The sequence below is a fragment of the Hydrogenophaga sp. genome, from assembly GCF_025699295.1.
Classification (GTDB): Bacteria; Pseudomonadota; Gammaproteobacteria; order Burkholderiales; family Burkholderiaceae_C; genus Hydrogenophaga.
The window spans coordinates 69,762-89,459 of record NZ_JAILWB010000013.1 but is presented as its reverse complement, the minus strand read 5'-3'; the positions used below and the strand labels follow the sequence as shown (position 1 = coordinate 89,459).

Annotated in this window: 17 protein-coding genes; all 17 read right to left on the bottom strand. The window is 64.2% G+C overall.

The genetic code is table 11. The annotated features are described in order from the left end of the window. Window positions 1-2: 2 nt before the first annotated feature. On the bottom strand, window positions 3-248 hold the full coding sequence (locus K5880_RS15285) for a BolA family protein (protein WP_297653983.1): 246 nt from the start codon (window positions 246-248) through the stop codon (window positions 3-5). Window position 249: 1 nt separating this feature from the next. Next, window positions 250-1,005: an ABC transporter permease gene (locus K5880_RS15280; RefSeq protein WP_297653981.1), complete on the bottom strand. Its 756-nt coding sequence runs from the start codon at window positions 1,003-1,005 to the stop codon at window positions 250-252. Then, a complete protein-coding gene (locus K5880_RS15275) occupies window positions 1,002-1,949 on the bottom strand; it encodes an ABC transporter ATP-binding protein (RefSeq protein ID WP_297653979.1) in 948 nt (315 codons plus the stop codon). Before K5880_RS15275 ends, K5880_RS15280 begins: the two co-directional genes overlap by 4 nt. 124 nt (window positions 1,950-2,073) lie before the next feature. Further along, window positions 2,074-2,358, bottom strand: coding sequence for an STAS domain-containing protein (locus K5880_RS15270; protein ID WP_366883064.1), 285 nt, complete (start codon window positions 2,356-2,358; stop codon window positions 2,074-2,076). Window positions 2,359-2,368: 10 nt separating this feature from the next. Further along, window positions 2,369-2,992: a phospholipid-binding protein MlaC gene (locus K5880_RS15265; RefSeq protein ID WP_297654191.1), complete on the bottom strand. Its 624-nt coding sequence runs from the start codon at window positions 2,990-2,992 to the stop codon at window positions 2,369-2,371. 87 nt (window positions 2,993-3,079) lie between these two features. Further along, window positions 3,080-3,847 (bottom strand): VacJ family lipoprotein, encoded by a 768-nt coding sequence (locus tag K5880_RS15260; RefSeq protein WP_297653976.1) that lies wholly within the window; start codon window positions 3,845-3,847, stop codon window positions 3,080-3,082. A gap of 115 nt (window positions 3,848-3,962) precedes the next feature. Continuing rightward, entirely contained in the window at window positions 3,963-4,454 is a 492-nt protein-coding gene (mlaD, locus tag K5880_RS15255) for an outer membrane lipid asymmetry maintenance protein MlaD (RefSeq protein WP_297654188.1), read from the bottom strand. A 20-nt stretch (window positions 4,455-4,474) separates the two neighbouring features. After that, a complete protein-coding gene (gene mlaE, locus K5880_RS15250; RefSeq protein ID WP_297653974.1) occupies window positions 4,475-5,257 on the bottom strand; it encodes a lipid asymmetry maintenance ABC transporter permease subunit MlaE in 783 nt (260 codons plus the stop codon). Next, the gene (locus K5880_RS15245; protein ID WP_297653972.1) at window positions 5,254-6,081 is read right to left on the bottom strand and encodes an ABC transporter ATP-binding protein; all 828 of its coding nucleotides are present in this window, start codon (window positions 6,079-6,081) and stop codon (window positions 5,254-5,256) included. The genes mlaE and K5880_RS15245 overlap by 4 nt, the downstream gene beginning before the upstream one ends. Window positions 6,082-6,191: 110 nt before the next feature. Beyond that, window positions 6,192-7,658 carry a glutamate synthase subunit beta gene (locus K5880_RS15240; RefSeq protein WP_297653970.1) on the bottom strand — a complete coding sequence of 489 codons (1,467 nt, stop codon included), beginning with the start codon at window positions 7,656-7,658 and terminating at the stop codon, window positions 6,192-6,194. Between the two features lie 35 nt (window positions 7,659-7,693). Further along, the gene (locus tag K5880_RS15235; protein WP_297653968.1) at window positions 7,694-12,472 is read right to left on the bottom strand and encodes a glutamate synthase-related protein; all 4,779 of its coding nucleotides are present in this window, start codon (window positions 12,470-12,472) and stop codon (window positions 7,694-7,696) included. A 187-nt stretch (window positions 12,473-12,659) separates the two neighbouring features. Continuing rightward, window positions 12,660-13,361: a transposase gene (locus K5880_RS15230; protein ID WP_297653966.1), complete on the bottom strand. Its 702-nt coding sequence runs from the start codon at window positions 13,359-13,361 to the stop codon at window positions 12,660-12,662. A gap of 91 nt (window positions 13,362-13,452) precedes the next feature. After that, entirely contained in the window at window positions 13,453-14,676 is a 1,224-nt protein-coding gene (locus tag K5880_RS15225) for an MFS transporter (RefSeq protein ID WP_297653964.1), read from the bottom strand. Next, window positions 14,673-15,848: a deoxyguanosinetriphosphate triphosphohydrolase gene (locus K5880_RS15220; RefSeq protein ID WP_297653960.1), complete on the bottom strand. Its 1,176-nt coding sequence runs from the start codon at window positions 15,846-15,848 to the stop codon at window positions 14,673-14,675. The genes K5880_RS15225 and K5880_RS15220 overlap by 4 nt, the downstream gene beginning before the upstream one ends. Window positions 15,849-15,862: 14 nt before the next feature. Further along, window positions 15,863-16,987 (bottom strand): 3-dehydroquinate synthase, encoded by a 1,125-nt coding sequence (gene aroB / locus K5880_RS15215; protein ID WP_297653957.1) that lies wholly within the window; start codon window positions 16,985-16,987, stop codon window positions 15,863-15,865. An 11-nt stretch (window positions 16,988-16,998) separates the two neighbouring features. Continuing rightward, window positions 16,999-17,601 (bottom strand): shikimate kinase, encoded by a 603-nt coding sequence (locus tag K5880_RS15210; protein WP_297653954.1) that lies wholly within the window; start codon window positions 17,599-17,601, stop codon window positions 16,999-17,001. Next, the gene (gene pilQ, locus K5880_RS15205) at window positions 17,598-19,646 is read right to left on the bottom strand and encodes a type IV pilus secretin family protein (protein ID WP_297653952.1); all 2,049 of its coding nucleotides are present in this window, start codon (window positions 19,644-19,646) and stop codon (window positions 17,598-17,600) included. Before pilQ ends, K5880_RS15210 begins: the two co-directional genes overlap by 4 nt. Window positions 19,647-19,698: the final 52 nt, after the last annotated feature.

The following is a 19,698-nucleotide window of genomic DNA, read 5'->3' as shown; positions in this document are numbered from 1 at the left end:
CGTCAGGTCCGGGGTTGAGCCGCCCACTCGGCGGGGGTGTAGGTCTTCATCGACAGGGCATGCACCTCGTCGGTCTGGATGCGACCGCCCAGCGTGCCGTAGACCGCCTGGTGGCGCTTGATCGCGCGCAGGCCCTCGAACGCGGGCGAGACGATCACCGCCGCCCAGTGGCGGCCGTCGCCGGTGACTTCGAGATGCTCACAGGGCAGGCCCGTGGCGATGATGTGCTGGAGTTCTTCTGCTGTCATGTCAGTGCCTGATCTTGTAGCCGGTCTTGAGCAGGTGCAGCGCGATCGCGCTGACGATGGCCAGCGCGCCACCCACCAGGCCCAGGCTGATCCAGGGCGAGACATCGCTCACGCCGAAGAAGCCATAGCGGAAGCCGTCGATCATGTAGAAAAAGGGATTAAGGTGGCTCACGCGCTGCCAGAAGTCGGGCAGGGAATGGATGGAGTAGAACACGCCCGACAGGAAGGTCATGGGCACGATGATGAAGTTCTGGAACGCAGCCATCTGGTCGAACTTCTCGGCCCACAGGCCCGCGATCAGGCCCAGCGCGCCCAGCAGGGCCGCGCCCATCAAGCCGAACGCCAGGATCCACTGCGGCGCCACCAGTGAGGGCTGGGCGAACCACCAGGTGACCATCATCACGCCCAGACCAACGGCCAGGCCACGCACCACCGACGAGCCGACATAGGCCACGAACCAGGCGCGGTGCGACAGCGGCGTGAGCAGCAGGAACACCAGATTGCCCATGATCTTGCTCTGGATCAGCGACGACGAGCTGTTGGCGAAAGCGTTCTGCAACACGCTCATCATCACCAGGCCGGGCAGCAGAAAGGCGGTGTAACTCACCGAGTCGTAGACCTGCACACGGTCCTCCAGCACGTGGCCGAAGATCATCAGGTACAGGATGGCGGTGATCACCGGGGCGGCCACGGTCTGGAAACCGACCTTCCAGAAACGCAATACCTCCTTGTAGAACAGGGTCTGCCAGCCGGTCATGCCGACACCTCCACCGCGGTGGCCGGCGCGACAGACCTTGGCCCCGTGCCCGTGAGGTCGAGAAACACGTCCTCCAGATCGGCCTTGCGGATCTCGATGTCTTCGGGCGAGACACCCACCTCGCGCAGGCGCGCGAGGATGCGCTCGACAGCCAGCGCATCATTCGCCGGCAGCTGCACCACCCGCCCGGTGATGCGGGCCTGCACGGCGAGGTCGATCGGCAAGGGCGCATCTGTCTTGAAGCGCAGCACATTGGACGCCGCGCGCGCGAGCAACGCGGACGTGGATTCCAGCGCCACGACCCGGCCCTGCTTGAGCATGGCGATGCGCCCGCACAGGGCCTCGGCCTCCTCCAGGTAATGCGTGGTCAGAAGCACGGTGCTGCCCAGGCGTTTGTTGAGGTCGGAAATGAACTGCCACAGGGTCTGGCGCAGTTCCACGTCCACACCGGCCGTGGGTTCGTCGAGCACGATCACGGGTGGCTTGTGCACCAAAGCCTGCGCGATCAGCACCCGGCGCTTCATGCCGCCCGAGAGTTGGCGCATGTTGGCGTTGGCCTTGTCGGTGAGGCCCAGTCCTTCGAGCAGTTCGTCGATCCAGGCGTCGTTGCGCGCCATGCCGAAGTAGCCCGACTGGATGCGCAGGGCCTCGCGCACGTTGAAGAAGGGGTCGAACACCAGTTCCTGCGGCACCACGCCGAGCTGGCGGCGCGCGGCGGCATAGTCGGCCTGCACGTCGCTGCCGTGCACGAGAACGCGACCGGCCGTGGCGCGCGCCAGGCCAGCGAGCACGCTGATGAGGGTGGTCTTGCCCGCACCATTGGGCCCGAGCAGGCCGAAGAACTCGCCCTGTTCGATATCGAACGACACCGACTGCAGCGCATGCAGTTCGCCGCGCGAGGTCGAATAGCTCTTGGAAACGTTCTGGAATGAGACGGCTGGCATGCGCGGGTGAAACCCAAGATCCACCGGCCTGCGGGGCAGGACATCTGGCTGCCGCCGGTGAACCGGGTATTTTATGCGTGCCCCTCCCAGCCACGCTGGCAAAGGGTCACCCGCCTTGCCGCCGTCAGGCCGCGAGCAACTCCTGCACGCCGTAGAGCGCGGCGAGTTCCTTCAGACGAGGCGGCCAGCCATTGACTTGCAGCGCCCTGCCCTGCGCGGCCAGTTGCCGGCGCAACTCCAGCAGCACCGCGAGCGCCGAGGAGTCGAACACCTGCAACGCGCTGGCGCTGACTGTCACGGACGGGCCTGCATGTTGTGACAGCGCGCCGCCCAGCCGTGCCAAGGTATGCCCTGCCTCGGCAAGAGTCAGACGCTCGGGCAGCGCAAGGATGTCGGCGGGTTGCACCATGCTGCGGCGATCAGCTGGCTTTGGCGGTGCTGCTCTTGTTGCGCTGTACCAGCGAGGCGATCAACCCGTCGATGCCCTTGCTGCCGATTTCCTGCGCGAACTGCGTGCGATAGGTTTCCACCAGCCACACACCCAGGACGTTCAGGTCGTAAATCTTCCAGCCGGTGGGCGTTTTTTCCATACGGTAGTCGAGCTGGATCGGCTCGCCCCTGCCACGCACCTCGGAGCGCACGACCACCTCAGTGTCCTCAGGCCGCGAGCGCATCGGGCGAAAACTCAGGGACTGGTCCTTGACTTCACCGAGCGCGCCGGAGTAGGTGCGCACGAGCAGGGTCTTGAACTCGTCCTGCAGCTTTTTCTGCTGCTCGGGCGTGGCCTGGCGCCAGTAGCGCCCCACCGCCGAGGCGGTCATGCGCGTGAAGTTCACGTTGGGCATGATCTTGCTGTCCACCAGCGCAATGATGCGACTCACGTCGCCGGACTGGATGGCGGGGTCGGCCTTGATGGCGGCAAGCACCTCAGCCGAGACCCGCTTGACCAGGGCATCGGGCGCTTCGTCCTGCGCCATGGCAGGAACGGACAACGCGCTGGCAGCGGTCATCATCAGGGCGGCGAGCCAGGATCGGCGTTTCATCATGTGGTTCCTTTCGAGGCCATCGGCCCTGCTGCAGACACCGCAGCGTAGTTCATCGGACGGCCGGGATTGTGAAGGGGTTCCCCTTCAATCGTTGCGATTCGTATCCGCGCCATCGCCTTCCCAGCCGTCACCCAGGCCGATGCCGCGGTCGATCATGTCGTCGACCTGGCTCTGGCGGCGGTTCAGGTAGAGGTCGCGCGTGAAGCTGTATTTGTCGAGCGCGGCGTCCTCCAGGAGGGAGCTGGCCCTGAGGAAGCCCGCCCGGGTGTCGACCACCCGCAACGCGGTGAGTGAATTGCGGGATGGCACGTGGTCCATGCCCCCCACGGGATCGCCATAGGAATCGATCACCAGGCCCGTGCCATCGCGCACCGAGGACGGCCCGAACACCGGCAACACCAGGTAAGCCCCGGACGGTGCACCCCAGAACCCGAGGGTCTGCCCGAAATCCAGTCGCGTGCGTGGAATACCCATCTCGGACGCAAGGTCCAGCACCCCACCCAGGCCCAGCACCGTGTTCACGCTGAAGCGCATGAGGTTCTCCGTCGCTTCACGAGGGCGCAGTTGCAAACCGGCATTCACCGACGACCAGAGATCCCCCAGGTTGCCGAAGAAGTTGCCCACACCGGTTCGCATGGGGCTGGGCGTGACATCCTGGTAGACAGTGGCCACGGGCTTGAGCACCGCCGTGTCGACGGCGTCGTTGAACTGGTACACGCCTCGGTTGAACGGCTCGAGCGGGTCGCGCGGATTGGCGTCCGGCCCGGTGGCACATGCCGACAGCAGCGCCAGCAACGGCGCCAGCGCAACGGCTTTCGCCGTGGCCGCGGGAGGCTTGTGGAGGTGAGTCATGTGTGGGTTCCCCTGGGTTGTGCACCCGTATGTTTTTCCTGCGCAATCTCGGGCATTGTCTGCGGCCACCCGCCGCCTTCAGGGCGCGCTGTTGCAATGCCCCCACAAGCCCCGTCTACTTGTTCACGGGCTCTGCGGTAGCGTTGCTTCCACCCTCGGCTGCCTTGCTGAACAGGAACTGGCTGATCAGGTTTTCCAGGATGACCGCCGACTGCGTCTGGGTGATCACGTCGCCGTCGGCGATGTTGCGCTCGTCGCCTCCGGGTTCGATGCCGATGTACTGCTCGCCCAACAATCCACTGGTGAGGATCTTGAGCGAACTGTCCTTGGGAAACGCATAGCGCGACTGCAGCTCCAGACGGATATTGGCCTGGAAGGTCGTGTCGTCGAAGGTGATGGATTCGACGCGACCGACCACCACGCCCGCGCTGCGCACCGCTGCCTTGGGCTTGACACCGCCCACGTTGTCGAAACGGCCGGTCACATGGTAGGTTTTCTCGAAGTTCAGGCTCAGCAGATTGGCCGACTGCAGCGCGAGAAACAGGATGGCCGCCGCGCCGATCAGCACGAACAGCCCGACCCAGACGTCGTTCCTGGAAGTTTGCATGTCCATTTTCAGCACTCCATTCAGATGCTGAACATCATGGCGGTAAGGACGAAGTCCAGCGCCAGCACGCTCAGCGAAGCCACCACCACAGTGCGGGTGGTGGCGCGAGAAACCCCTTCAGGCGTGGGATGCGCCTCGAAGCCCTGGAACAGGGCCACGAAAGTCACGGCAAAGCCGAACACCACGCTCTTGACGATGCCGTTGCCGACGTCGGCCCAGACGTCCACCCCGCCCTGCATCTGGCTCCAGAAGGCGCCGCTGTCCAGACCGATGAGCAGCACGCCCACGACCCAGCCGCCGATGATGCCGATCGCGCTGAACACCGCCGCCAGCAGGGGCATGACAATCACGCCAGCCCAGAAGCGCGGGGCCAGCACGCGGCGCACCGGGTCGACCGCCATCATCTCCATGGCGCTGAGTTGTTCACCCGCCTTCATGAGGCCGATTTCGGCGGTGAGCGAGGTGCCGGCGCGACCGGCGAACAGCAGCGCGGTGACCACCGGACCGAGTTCGCGCATCAGCGAGAGCGCCACCAGAAGCCCCAGGGCCTCCGTGGCACCGTAGCGTTGCAGGGTGTAGTAGCCCTGCAGGCTCAGCACAAAGCCGACGAACAGGCCCGAGACGCCGATGATGGCGAGCGAGTGGTTGCCCAGAAAGTGCACCTGATCACGCACCAGCGCCGGCCGGCGCAACGCGGCGCCGAACAACCACACAAGGCGGCAGAACAGGCGCGTGCCCTGACCGATGCCAGCCAGTTGCAGGCGCACGGCTCGGCCCACGCGCGCAGGGTGCAGGCGGTTCATCGGCGGCCTCCGGAACGGGCGGGGCCGAAGTCGTCGGCGAGTTCCGGCCCGGGATGGTGGAAGCGCACCGGGCCGTCGGGCAGCGCGTTGACAAACTGATGCACCAGCGGGTCCTGGCTGTGGCGCACCTCATCGGGCGTGCCCTGGGCCGCAATCCTGCCGTTGGCCAGCACGATCACCTGATCGGCGATGTGGAAGGTCTCGTCCAGATCGTGCGAGACCACGATGCTCGTGAGACCCATGGCGTCGTTGAGCTGGCGGATCAGGCGCGCTGCTGTGCCGAGCGAGATCGGGTCCAGGCCGGCAAAAGGCTCGTCATACATCACGAGTTCAGGATCCAGGGCGATTGCACGCGCCAGCGCCACGCGCCGCGCCATGCCGCCCGATAGTTCGCTGGGCATGAGGTTCCTCGCGCCACGCAGTCCGACGGCATTGAGCTTCATCAGCACGATGTCGCGCACCAGGGCGTCGGGCAGTTGCGTGTGTTCACGCAGCGGAAAGGCCACGTTGTCGAACACGCTCATGTCGGTGAACAGGGCGCCGAACTGGAACAGCATGCCCATGCGCCGGCGCGCTTCGTACAAAGCCTTCGACCCCATGGTCGTGACATCCGCCCCGTCGAACAGGGTCTGGCCGGACTGGCCCCGGATCTGACCACCGATCAGGCGCAGCACCGTCGTCTTGCCGCCGCCGGATGCGCCCATGAGCGCCGTGACCTTGCCACGCGGCACGGTCAGCGAGATGTTGTCGAGAATGGCGCGCTCCCCGTACCCGAAGGTCAGGTTGCGCAGTTCGACCAGGATGGGGCTGGGATCGGTGGGCATCAAACAAAAACCGGGCGATTCAAAGCCCGGTTTTTTGGATGATACGGGATTCGGGGCAAGCCCCGAGTGCCGTTGTGTTTCGATAAATGTCAGCGGTGTCGGGTGAAATCTCAGCGCGGCAGGTCGGAGAAACCCATCAGGAATTCATCGACCGAACGTGCGGCCTGGCGGCCTTCGCGGATCGCCCACACCACCAGGCTCTGACCACGGCGCATGTCACCGGCGGCAAACACCTTGGGCACGTTGGTGGCGTAGCCTCCGGTGAACTCGGTGCTGGCCCTGGCATTGCCGCGCGCATCCTTCTCCACCCCGAAACCGTCCAGGATGGTGGCGACCGGGTTCACGAAGCCCATGGCCAGCAGAACCATGTCGGCCTGGTAGGTCTTCTCGGTGCCGGGAATCTCGACCAGCTTGCCGTCCTTCATCTCGACGTGCACCGTCTGTAGACCGGTGACCTTGCCCTTTTCGCCGATGAAGGCTTTGGTGGAAATGGCGAACTCGCGCACGCAACCTTCCTCATGGCTGGAACTGGTGCGCAGCTTGAGCGGCCAGTACGGCCACACCAAGGGCTTGTTCTCTTCCTCGGGGGGCTGGGGCATCACCTCGAACTGGGTCACGCTGAGCGCGCCGTGGCGGTTGCTGGTGCCCACGCAGTCGCTGCCGGTGTCGCCACCGCCGATCACGATCACGTGCTTGCCGTCGGCGCGCAGCTGGCCCTTGAGTTTGTCGCCGGCATTCACCTTGTTCTGTTGTGGCAGGAATTCCATCGCGAAGTGGATGCCGTCCAGGTCGCGACCCGGCACCGGCAGATCGCGGCTCTGCTCCGCGCCACCGGTCAGCAGCACGGCATCGAAGCCCTTCTGCAGCTGTTCGGGTGTGACGGTTTCCCGGGCCCAGTTGGTGACCTTGCTGCCCTTGGGCAACTCGCCCACCATGACGCCGGTGCGGAAGACCACACCTTCGGCCTCCATCTGCGCCACGCGGCGATCGATGTGGCTCTTCTCCATCTTGAAGTCGGGAATGCCGTAGCGCAGCAAACCGCCCACACGGTCATTCTTCTCGAACAGGGTCACGTCGTGGCCCACGCGCGCGAGCTGCTGGGCGGCGGCCATTCCGGCCGGGCCAGATCCGACCACCGCCACCTTCTTGCCGGTCTTGTGGCGCGGCGGCTGCGCCTGCACCCAGCCCTCGGCCCAGGCACGATCGATGATGGCGTGCTCGATCGACTTGATGCCCACCGGGTCGTCGTTGACGTTGAGTGTGCAGGCCGCCTCGCAGGGAGCAGGGCAAATGCGGCCGGTGAACTCGGGGAAGTTGTTGGTGCTGTGCAGCACGGTGATGGCGTTCTGCCAGTCGCCCTGGTACACGAGGTCGTTGAAGTCAGGAATGATGTTGTTGACCGGACAACCGCTGTTGCAGAACGGTGTGCCGCAATCCATGCAGCGCGCCGCCTGCACTTTGGACTCGGGCTCGCTGAGGCCGACGACGAATTCCTTGTAGTGCTTCACGCGCTCCGGCACGGGCTTGTAGCCCTCTTCCAGACGCTCGTATTCCATGAAGCCGGTGACTTTACCCATGATGCGGTTCCTTCTTTTGAGTGCGTGCGGCGGGCTTACTTGGCAGGCGCCGTGGCCTTCTTGGCGGTGACCTGTGCCTTGGTCGTGACAACGGCCGCGGCCTTGCGGGCATGGATCTCGCCGAGCGCGCGCTTGTATTCGTTCGGGAACACCTTCACGAACTTGCCGCGCGACTGGGCCCACGAGTCGAGCAGTTCGCGCGCGCGCTTGCTGCCTGTCCAGCGGTTGTGCTCCTCGAGCAGTTTCTTCAGCTGTGCCTCGTCGCTTTGCTCCCGGTGCCAGATGGCGCGGTCCATCGTGGCCTCCTGTTCGGCTGCAGGGAGCACCTTTTCCAGGCTGACCATGGCCGTGTTGCAGCGCCTGGCGAACTCGCCATCCTCGTCGTACACGTAGGCGATGCCGCCACTCATGCCGGCGGCGAAGTTGCGCCCGGTCTTGCCCAACACGGCCACGGTGCCACCGGTCATGTACTCGCAGCCGTGATCCCCCGTGCCTTCGACCACCGCGGTGGCGCCCGACAGGCGCACGGCGAAACGCTCGCCCGCCACGCCGCTGAAGTAGGCCTCGCCGGTGGTCGCGCCGTACATCACGGTGTTGCCGACGATGATGTTGCGCGCGGCGTCACCACGGAAGTCGATGCTGGGGCGTACCACCACGCGGCCGCCCGAGAGGCCCTTGCCGGTGTAGTCGTTGGCGTCGCCGATCAGGTAGAGCGTGATGCCCTTGGTCAGGAACGCACCGAACGACTGGCCACCGGTGCCCTCAAGCTGGATGCGGATGCTGTCATCGGGCAGGCCTTCGGGGTGCACCTTCGTCACCGCACCCGAGAGCATGGCACCCACCGAGCGGTTGACGTTGCGCGCCACCTCGATGAACTGCACGCGCTCGCCCTTGTCGATGGCCGGGCGAGACTTCTCGATCAGCACCATGTCCAGCGCCTTGTGCAGGCCGTGCTCCTGGTTCTCGGTGTGCAGGCGGGGCACGTCGGCGGGCACGGAGGGCAATGCCAGCAGGCGGCTGAAATCCAGCCCGCGCGCCTTCCAGTGCTCGATGCCCTGCTTCATGTCAAGCAGGTCGGCACGGCCGATCAGGTCGTCGAACTTGCGGATGCCCAGCTGCGCCATGATCTGGCGCGCTTCCTCGGCGATGAAGAAGAAGTAGTTCACCACGTGCTCGGGCTTGCCGCTGAACTTCTTGCGCAGCACCGGGTCCTGCGTGGCCACGCCCACGGGGCAGGTGTTGAGGTGGCACTTGCGCATCATTATGCAGCCCTCGACCACCAGCGGCGCGGTCGCGAAGCCGAATTCGTCCGCACCGAGCAATGCGCCAATGACGACGTCCCGTCCGGTCTTCATCTGGCCATCGGCCTGGACGCGAATGCGGCTGCGCAGGCGGTTGAGCACCAGCGTCTGCTGCGTCTCGGCCAGGCCGATCTCCCAGGGGCTGCCAGCGTGCTTGATCGACGACCACGGCGAAGCACCGGTGCCCCCGTCGTGGCCGGCGATCACCACATGGTCGGCCTTGCACTTGGCCACACCCGCGGCGATGGTGCCCACGCCGATCTCGGACACCAGCTTGACGCTGATGCTGGCGTGCGGCGCCACGTTCTTCAGGTCGTGAATGAGCTGTGCAAGATCTTCAATGGAGTAGATGTCGTGGTGCGGCGGCGGGCTGATGAGGCCCACGCCCGGCACGCTGTGGCGCAGCTTGCCGATGTAGTCGCTGACCTTGCCGCCAGGTAGCTGCCCGCCTTCGCCCGGCTTGGCGCCCTGCGCCATCTTGATCTGGATCTGGTCCGCGCTGTTGAGGTACTCGGCGGTAACGCCAAAACGCCCGGAGGCGACCTGCTTGATGCGCGAGCGCATCGAGTCCCCTTCCTGGAGCTCGTAGTCGACCTCGAACGTGTCCTTGCCCAGCAGGTCGGACATGGTCTGGCCCTGCTTGATCGGAATGCCCTTGAGCTCGTTGCGGTAGCGCATCGCGTCCTCGCCGCCTTCACCGGTGTTGCTCTTGCCGCCGATGCGGTTCATGGCCACGGCGAGCGTGGCGTGCGCCTCGGTGGAAATGGAGCCGAGCGACATGGCACCGGTGGCGAAGCGCTTGACGATTTCGGACGCGGGCTCCACTTCGTCGATCGAGATCGCGGTGCTCGGGTCGATCTTGAACTCGAACAGACCGCGCAGGGTCATGTGACGGCGGTTCTGGTCGTTGATGATCTGCGCGTATTCCTTGTAGGTGTTCCAGTTGTTGGCGCGCGTGCTGTGCTGCAGCTTGGCGATGGCATCGGGCGTCCACATGTGCTCCTCGCCGCGTACGCGCCAGGCGTATTCCCCGCCCGCGTCGAGCATGGTCGCCAGCACCGGATCGTCGCCGAACGCGGATTTGTGCATGCGGATGGCTTCTTCGGCGATCTCGAACACGCCGATGCCGCCCACGCGGCTGGCGGTGCCGGTGAAGTACTTGTCGACCGTCTCGCTGTTGAGACCGATGGCCTCGAACAGCTGCGCGCCGCAGTACGACATGTAAGTCGACACACCCATCTTGGACATGATCTTGGACAGTCCCTTGCCGATCGCCTTCACATAGTGGTAGATCGCCTTGTCCGCGCTCAGGTCCCCTGGCAGGCCCTTGTGGATCGCGGCCAGAGTTTCCATGGCCAGGTAGGGGTGCACGGCCTCCGCGCCGTAGCCGGCAAGCACGGCGAAATGGTGCACCTCGCGCGCCGTGCCGGTCTCCACCACCAGGCCAGCGGTGGTGCGCAGCCCTTCGCGCACGAGGTGCTGGTGGATCGCCGAGAGCGCCAGCAGCGCGGGAATGGCGATGCGCGTGGCGCTCACCGCACGGTCGCTGATGATGAGGATGTTCTTGCCGCCCTTGATGGCATCCACCGCCCCGGCGCACAGTGAGGCCAACTGGGCCTCCACGCCGGCGCGCCCCCAATGTGCCGGGTAGGTGATGTCCAGCGTGTGACTGCGGAACTTGCCTTGTGTCGCCGATTCGATATCGCGCAGCTTGGCCATGTCGGCGAAATCGAGCACCGGCTGGCTCACCTCCAGCCGCATGGGCGGGTTGACCTGGTTGATGTCGAGCAGATTGGGCTTGGGACCAATGAAGGACACCAGCGACATCACGATCGCCTCGCGGATCGGGTCGATCGGGGGATTGGTCACCTGCGCGAACAGCTGCTTGAAGTAGTTGTACAGCGGCTTGTTCTTGTCAGAGAGCACGGCCAGCGGGCTGTCGTTGCCCATGGAACCAATGCCCTCCTCGCCGTTGGCGGCCATGGGGCTCATCAGGAACTTGATGTCCTCCTGCGTATAACCAAAGGCCTGCTGGCGATCAAGCAGTTCGGGCGCAACCGGGTCCATGCCGGCGGTCTGCGGCTCCGTGGCGCTGATGCGCAGTTCCTGGGCCGATTCGCCCGCTTCGGGCGTGTCCACGTCGTCCAGACGAATGCGCAGGTTGTCTATCCACTGCTTGTAGGGTTTGCTGTTGGCGAGGTTGGCCTTGAGCTCCTCATCGTCAATCATGCGGCCCTGTTCCAGGTCGATCAGGAACATCTTGCCGGGCTGCAGGCGCCATTTGCGCACGATCTTGTTCTCGGGCACTGGCAGAACGCCCGACTCGGAACCCATGATCACGAAATCGTCGTCGGTGATGCAGTAACGCGAGGGGCGCAGACCGTTGCGATCCAGCGTCGCACCGATCTGCCGGCCATCAGTGAACACGATCGACGCCGGGCCGTCCCATGGCTCCATCATGGCGGCGTGGTATTCGTAGAACGCCCTGCGGCGCACGTCCATGGTGGTGTGCTGCTCCCAGGGTTCGGGGATCATCATCATCACCGCCTGCGCCAGCGGGTAGCCCGCCATGGTCAGCAGTTCCAGGCAGTTGTCGAAGGTGGCTGTGTCGGACTGGCTGGCGAAGCTGATCGGATACAGCTTCTGCAGATCGGCACCCAGCACCGGCGAGGACATCACGCCCTCGCGCGCCTTCATCCAGTTGTAGTTGCCCTTGACCGTATTGATCTCGCCGTTGTGTGCAACGTAGCGGTACGGGTGCGACAGCGGCCACTCGGGGAAGGTGTTGGTGGAGAAGCGCTGATGCACCAGCCCTAGGGCGGAGACGCAGCGTTCGTCCTCCAGATCACGGAAGTAGGTACCAACTTGATCAGCCAGTAGCAGTCCCTTGTAGACCACGGTGCGACTGCTCATGCTGACCACGTAATACTCTTTGCTGTGGGTCAGCTTGAGGCGCTGGATGGCGGCGCTCGCTGTCTTGCGGATCACGTACAGCTTGCGCTCCAGCGCATCCTGCACGATCACGTCGTTACCACGGCCGATGAACACCTGGCGGATGATCGGCTCCTTCGCGCGAACCGTGGGTGACATGGGCATGTCGGCATTGACTGGCACATCGCGCCAACCCAGAAGCACCTGCCCCTCGGCCGCAATGGCACGCTCCATCTCCTGCTCGCAAGCCAGGCGGCTGGCGTGCTCCTTGGGCATGAAGATCATGCCCACGCCATATTCGCCCGCCGGGGGCAGCGTCACACCCTGACTGGCCATTTCCTCTCGGTACAGCGCGTCAGGCAACTGAATGAGCAGACCAGCACCGTCGCCCATCAGCTTGTCGGCACCCACCGCCCCCCGGTGATCGAGGTTCTCCAGGATCTTCAGGCCTTGCTGCACGATGGCATGGCTCTTCTCACCCTTGATGTGCGCCACAAAGCCCACGCCGCACGCATCGTGTTCATTGGCCGGGTCGTACAGGCCGTGTTGCTGGAGGTATTGCTGCTCGGCTGCCGTGTTCATGGCGCTTCCTTCTCGGTTCGTGGGGGCATGAATGCAAAAACGGGACTGCGAGCATATTGCATTGCAACAACAATGCCAAGCAGATTAAACGGGGTCAGATTCCAATTTTCGTGAATCAAATTTTTGATCCAGTTAATTGGGGACATATTAAAAGGCGATGCGATCCCCCTGTAACGCGTGTAGCACGTCAGTCCGGCTCCGCGGAGCCGCTTGCGGGCCGCCCCGGCCTGCCACGGGTGATGCGGCGGGGCGTACGCTTCTGCAGTTCGGCCACAAAAGCCTCATCACCCATCGCCCAGCCATGCAAGGTCCCGTCGGTGATGGTGCCAATCTGTTCCACGGGCAGGCCCGACCGCACCATTTCGGTGTAAGCAGCCTCTCGGGCAAATGGCGTGTTGCCCAGACTCCAGTACATGGGGTGCGGCGTGATGCGGCGGTCCGGGCTCTGGCCGCTGTAGTGGTGGTAGCTGGACCAGCGGTGGTGCTTCGGGTCGTTCACCATGCCTGCCCGCACCGGGTTGAGATCCATGTAGACCATGCAGGCCAGCAGGTAGCGCTCGGTCTGAATCAGAGTGGACCGGTACCGCCCTTCCCACAAGGTCCCCGTGCGATGGTGCAGGTCGTTGAAATAGCGAACATAGCGGCGCCCGACGGCCTGCATCATCGCTGGCACGCCATCGGCCGTATCCGGGGTGAGCAGCAGGTGGAAATGGTTGTCCATCAGCACATAGGCGTTGAACGCCACCCGGTGCTTGCGCGCGTTCTCGCTCAGGAGGTCGAGCAGCATCTCGCGATCCGCATCGCTGCGGACGATGTCCTGCCGGTTATTGCCACGCTGGATGACGTGGTGGGGATAGCCGGGAACGGTGAGCCGGGCGAGACGGGCCATGAAGGAGAAGACGGCAATGCGGAGGAAGGAGGGGCTTCAGGACTGGCAGGGCTGGCAGAACTGGAATCCGACCCCGATTATGCGACCCCGATTAGGCAGAAGACCGATCGCGCGCTTGCCAGGCCATCTGGAGTCGCCCGGCGAGCATCAGTCCCAGCAGGGACGACGCCCCCGTGACCAGCCATGTCCATTGCCACCCCCCTGCCACAGTGGCCACCCAGGCCACGATGGGAGGCCCCAGGAACTGGCCGAGTGCGGAGAACTGCTGCATCCAGCCGACGGTGGTGGACACGGTCTCGTTGCTGGGCGCAAGCTTGACCGCAAGCCCGAACAGGGTGCCGGGAATCAGCCCACCAACGCCCGAGAACACCAGAACAGCGATGTACTGCCAGACAGGATGACCCACCGCGCCAAACGCTACCCCGGCACCCACGCCCATCGCCACATAGGCCAGTGACAGCACGGCACCGGGTCGAGCATCGCGCGCAAGCAACCAGCCTGCACCGATGTTGCCGAGCATGTTGATGCCTGCCGCCAGGGCACTCAGCGAAGCAACCATGGCGTCGGGGTACCCCGCCTGATGGTAGATCGTGGGCAGGAAGCCGATTACCGCAAGCCATTGTCCCGAGTAGAGAAAAAACGCCAGGGCCATCAACCAGGGGCTGGATGCGCTCAAAGTCCGCTTCAGTCGCGGCCCCAGCACTGACACGCCCGACAACGCACCGGGTGCTACCCCCATCGGCGTGTCCGGCGGCACCTGCCTGGCCACGCCTGCGGCTGCGAGCAGCGACAGCAGCGCGAGCAAGGCCCAGGCCCAGCGCCATCCCACGGCGGACAGCAGGGGCACTCCGAGCAGCAAGGCCAGCGCTGTGCCCAGGGGCATGTAGGCGCCCCACCAGCCCAACGAGCGCGAGAGCGTCGGCCCATGGTGCACGCGCTGGCGCAGCAGGCCCGGAGCGGGAAGTACCGCCAACAGAAAACCCATGCCCTCCAGAATCCGCGTGGCCAACAGCATTTCCACATCGCGGGCCAAAGCCCCCAAAGCGCTGCCGCTGGCCAGCAAGCCCAGGCCGGCCAGCATGACGCGGCGGGCTCCGAGCCGATCGGCCATCAGGCCCACCAGCAGTCCGAGCGTCATGCCCGCAAGCTGCACCAATGAGAGCAGGAAACCAGCTTGCACGAGGGTCAGCCCCAGACTCTCGCGCAACACCGGGATGGCGACAGGCAGTTTGCCCACGTGCAGAGCGCAGGTGACGCCCACGGTCACCACGAGGGCCGCCAGTCTGCGCGGGTTGGAAGGGACGAGGGTCGTCACGGAAACAACACCGCCCCGAACAGCCTTTCGTGTTCTCGAATCGCGAAGCGATCGGTCATGCCGGCGATGTAGTCGGCCACGGCTCTGGGCAGGTGTTGCCGGCGCCCGTGCGCTTCGGGCAGTTCCTCAGGGGCACTCAGGTAACGATCGAACAGGTCGGCGACGACTCGACGCGCCCGGTTGGTGGTCTCCATGACTTGCGGATGCCGGTAAAGATTGCGGAACAGAAACGTCTTCAGCGTCCGGGAGCGTTCGCGCATGTCCTCAGAGAACGCCACCAGTGGCGGGCTGGCACGCACAGCATCCGGCCCGTCGACACCCGCGTCCGCAATGCGCGCGCGCGTGGTGGCTATCACGTCATAGACCTGATCGCTGAGCATGAGGCGAATCGACTCGAAAAGCAGCCGACGTCCCGCGAGCATCGGGTGCGCCGTCAAGGCTTCGCGACGGTAGTGGTCGAACAATTCAACCTCTTCCAGTTGCTCCATCGTGAGCAGGCCCGATCGCACGCCATCGTCGACATCGTGGGCGTTGTACGCGATTTCATCGGCAAGGTTGCACAGTTGGGCTTCGAGCGACGGCGAACTTCCACGCAAAAACCGGGAGGCCACGCCGTCGGGTTCCTGCGACTCGAGCCGCTGCGCATTGGTTCTGGAGCAGTGCTTGAGGATGCCCTCCCGCGTCTCAAAACACAGGTTGAGCCCGTCGAACGCGGGATAACGCTCTTCCAGTTCGTCGACCACGCGCAGACTCTGGAGGTTGTGCTCGAAACCCCACCCGTCCGCATCGGCAGGCCTTGAGTCCGAGTGGCAATTCCTGATGCTGGCATCAAGTGCGTCCTGTCCCGCGTGACCAAACGGCGTGTGCCCCAGATCGTGCGCCAGCGCGATCGCCTCCACCAGGTCTTCGTTGAGCTGCAGTGAACGCGCGATGCTGCGCCCCAATTGAGCGACTTCGAGTGAATGGGTCAGCCGCGTGCGGAACAGGTCTCCTTCGTGATTCAGAAACACCTGTGTCTTGTAGACCAGGCGCCGGAATGCGGTCGAATGGATCACACGATCGCGGTCACGCTGAAAAGCCGAGCGGGTGGGCGCTTCAGGCTCCGGGTGCCGGCGTCCGCGGCTGCCCGCCGGATCACACGCAAAGCAGGCCAATGCCCGGCTCTGTGTCACGGCAGAAACTGGCGTCATCGCACGTGACAACTGACGCTGATCACTTCAGCCACCATTTCGTCAGGGGCGCTGCGCACCGCGGCATGGCCGACGGGATCGATCACGACAAACTTGATGGCCCCGGCTTCGGCTTTCTTGTCCACCCGCATGAGCGCCATGTAACGGCCCACATTGTCCCGCGCATCCAGCACCGGGGCGACCACAGGCAGACCCGCACGTTCGACCAGATGCCGCAGCCGGTCGACAAACGCCTGATCAATCAACCCCAGCGCCGCAGAGAGCCGCGCCGCCATGACCATTCCGCAGCCCACCGCTTCACCATGCAGCCAGGCGCCGTAGCCCATGCCCGCCTCGATAGCGTGGCCAAAGGTATGCCCGAAGTTCAGAATGGCACGCACACCAGACTCGCGCTCGTCCTGACTCACCACTTGTGCCTTGATCTCGCAACTGCGGCGCACCGCGAACGCCAGAGCGCTCGAATCGCGCGCCATGAGCGCGTCCACGTTCGCTTCCATCCAGGCCATGAAAGCCATGTCCGCGATCGGACCGTATTTGATGACTTCAGCCAGCCCCGCGCTGAGTTCGCGGTCCGGCAGCGACTTGATAGCATCCAGGTCACACAACACACGCTGCGGCTGGTAGAAGGCGCCGATCATGTTCTTGCCCAGCGCATGATTGATTGCCGTCTTGCCGCCCACCGACGAATCCACCTGTGCCAGAAGCGTGGTGGGCACCTGCACAAACGGGACACCCCGCATGTAGCTGGCAGCGGCAAAACCCGTCATGTCCCCCACCACCCCGCCACCCAACGCAAACAACACCGTGCTCCGGTCACAGCCGTTGGACAGCAGGGCATCGAAGATCAGGTTGAGCGACTCCCAGGTTTTGTGCGACTCGCCATCCGGCAGCACCACGGTATGCACTAACGGGTAGTGGCCTTTCAGTGCGTTGACCAGATCTTCACCATACAGTGACCCGACCGTCGGGTTGGTCACGATCATGGCATGCGCCGCGCGGGGCAGTCCTGCATAGCTGGTCTCTGCGCCCAGCAATCCCGCACCGATTGCGATCTCGTAGCTGCGCTCCCCCAGCGCGATGTGGATCCGCTGGACTGATGAAACCGGATGTTGTGACGTCATGGCCACCGAGTTTATTCGGTGCGACCCCTGTCACCGCCTTCAGTGGCACCTCTAAGGCCCTGCCCACCTGGTCGGCGTGTGGCCTCAGCGACTGAAGCACCTCCCAGTTCAAGCTGCATGACAATCATGTTGACCAGCGTGGCCACGGACGGTCGGCCGGTTTCGATGACGAAGTGCGCAACCGCGCGGTAGAGCGGATCGCGGGCATCGAACAGATCGCGCAGGCGCTGCAGCGGGTCGGCCACCTGCAACAAGGGACGATTGCGATCGTGCCTCAACCGGCGAAAGACCTCTTCCGGAGCGGATCTGAGATAAAACACCGTGCCTCGCTCATGCAGACAGGTCCGATTCTCGGATCGCAGCACCGCCCCTCCCCCAGTGGACACCACCGCAGCGGGGCCTTGCGTGAGCTCATCAACTACAGAGGCCTCGAGGTCGCGAAACCGATCCTCACCCTCGCGTTCGAAGAACTCCCGGATCGAGCAGCCCAGGCGCTGCTCGATCACGTGATCGGTATCAAAGAAGGGAAGCGAAAGGCGCCGGGCGAGTTGCCGCCCCACGGTCGACTTGCCGGAGCCCGGCAGGCCAACCAGAAAACTCGATGACAGGCTCAATTGATCGCCGAGCGCCCCAGCACACGTGGCGTGATGAAGATCAGCAACTCGGACTTGTTGGAGATCCGGTCCCGTGACTTGAACAGATTGCCCACCCCGGGCAAATCACCCAGCAACGGAACCTTGTTCACCTGGTCCCGCTCGGTCTGCTCGAAGATGCCACCGATCACCACCGTACCACCGTTCTCCACCAGAACCTGGGTCTGAACATGCTTGGTGTTGATGGCAATGCCATCCGCCGTGGACTCTCCGCGACTGTCCTTGTTGATGTCCAGATCCAGGATGATGTTGCCCTCGGGCGTGATCTGCGGAGTCACCTCGAGTTTGAGGTTGGCCTTGCGGAAGGCAATGGCAGTAGCGCCGCTGGAGGTGGCGGTCTGGTACGGAAACTCCGTGCCCTGCTCTATCAACGCCTTGACCTGATCGGCCGTCACCACGCGCGGGCTGGAGACAATGCGACCCTTGCCATCGGACTCAAGAGCCGAGATTTCCAGGCTCAGGAATCTCGACGCGTTCGGGCTGAACAGGGACAGCGCGTACGACGCAGCCGCAGCCGTGCCCGGATTAGCTGGCAGACTCACGAAAGGTGCCGACGTCAACGTCGGGCCAGTGGTCACCGCAGCATAGTTCGAACCGAAGTTCCCCTGAACCTGGCTGCCGTTGACGGAACCCACGCCAAAGCCACGCACGCCACCTCCCAGGCGTACGCCCAGAGATTTTCCAAAGGTGTCATCGGCCTCCACGATTCGGGCTTCGATCATCACCTGGCGGATCGGAATGTCGAGCTTTGAAATGAGATCCTGCACTTGCTCCAGGCGAGACGGAATATCGGTCACAAACAACTGGTTGGTGCGCGGCTCGGAGATCACACTGCCACGGCTTGAAAGGATGCGCGCATTGGCAGCACCTGCGCTACTGCCCCCGCTGCCCGTCGAGGTCAATTGGGCAGCGATGTCGGCTGCCTTGGCGTAGTTCATCTGGAAGCCTTGCGTGCGCAGGGTTTCCAGACTCTCGATGGATGCCTTGGACTCCAGCTCCTGCTTTTCCCGAGCCGCGATCTCGTCCTTGGGCGCGATCCACAGCACGTTGCCTGACTTGCGCATGCCCAGGCCCTTGGCCTGAAGGATGATGTCCAGCGCCTGGTCCCAGGGAACGTCCTTGAGCCTGAGCGTCACGGATCCCGTCACTGAATCGGAAGTCACGATGTTGAAGTTGGTGAAGTCGGCAATCACCTGCAACAGGGACCGCACTTCGATGTTCTGGAAGTTCAGCGACAGCTTTTCGCCGTTGTAACCCGGGCCTTGCGTGAGCTTGGATGCGTCGATCTTCTGTTCACGCACCTCCAGAACGAACTGGTTGTCGCTCTGGTAAGCCGAATGCTCCCAGTTGCCTGTCGGAGTGACCACCATGCGAACACGGTCACCGGTCTGTGTGGTGGTCACGCTCTGCACTGGGGTACCGAAATCGCTGACATCGAGACGGCGGCGCAGCCCCTCCGGCAGGGATGTCTTGAGGAACTCAACCACCAGGTTCTGACCTTGCTGGCGGATGTCCACGCCAACCTGATTGTTGGCCAGTTCGACCACCACGCGGCCCGCATTGCCAACGCCACGACGGAAGTCGATGTCACGCAAGGCGGCCACGTCTCGGTTGCGGTTCTCCGCAAAGGCGGAAGGCGGCGCGGTGGGTGCCGACACAGGCTGCGCGCGCTCAAGCACCACCAGCAGCGTCTTGCCGTCGATCTTGGCCTCGTAGGCCGCCGCCTGTTTCAGGTTGATGACCACGCGCGTGCGATCACCCGCCTGCACGACGTTGGCCGACCGGAGATTGCCCTCGTTGATCTCGACCGCATTGCGTCCGATGGCGTTGGCCACGCCCGGAAAATCCAGCGCAATACGCGCCGGAGCCTGAATCGTGAAGCCGGTTGGAATTGCCGTGAGGGGTTCTGTCGTGTTGATGCGGATGACTTCCACGCCACCCTGAATGCCCCCGGTGAGCGACTGGATCGCGTTCTGCGCCTGCGCCCAAACGGAGGTCAATGCCATGCACGCGAATATGGCCCCCTTGAGCACCCCCCGCTCCACGGCTGCGAATCCC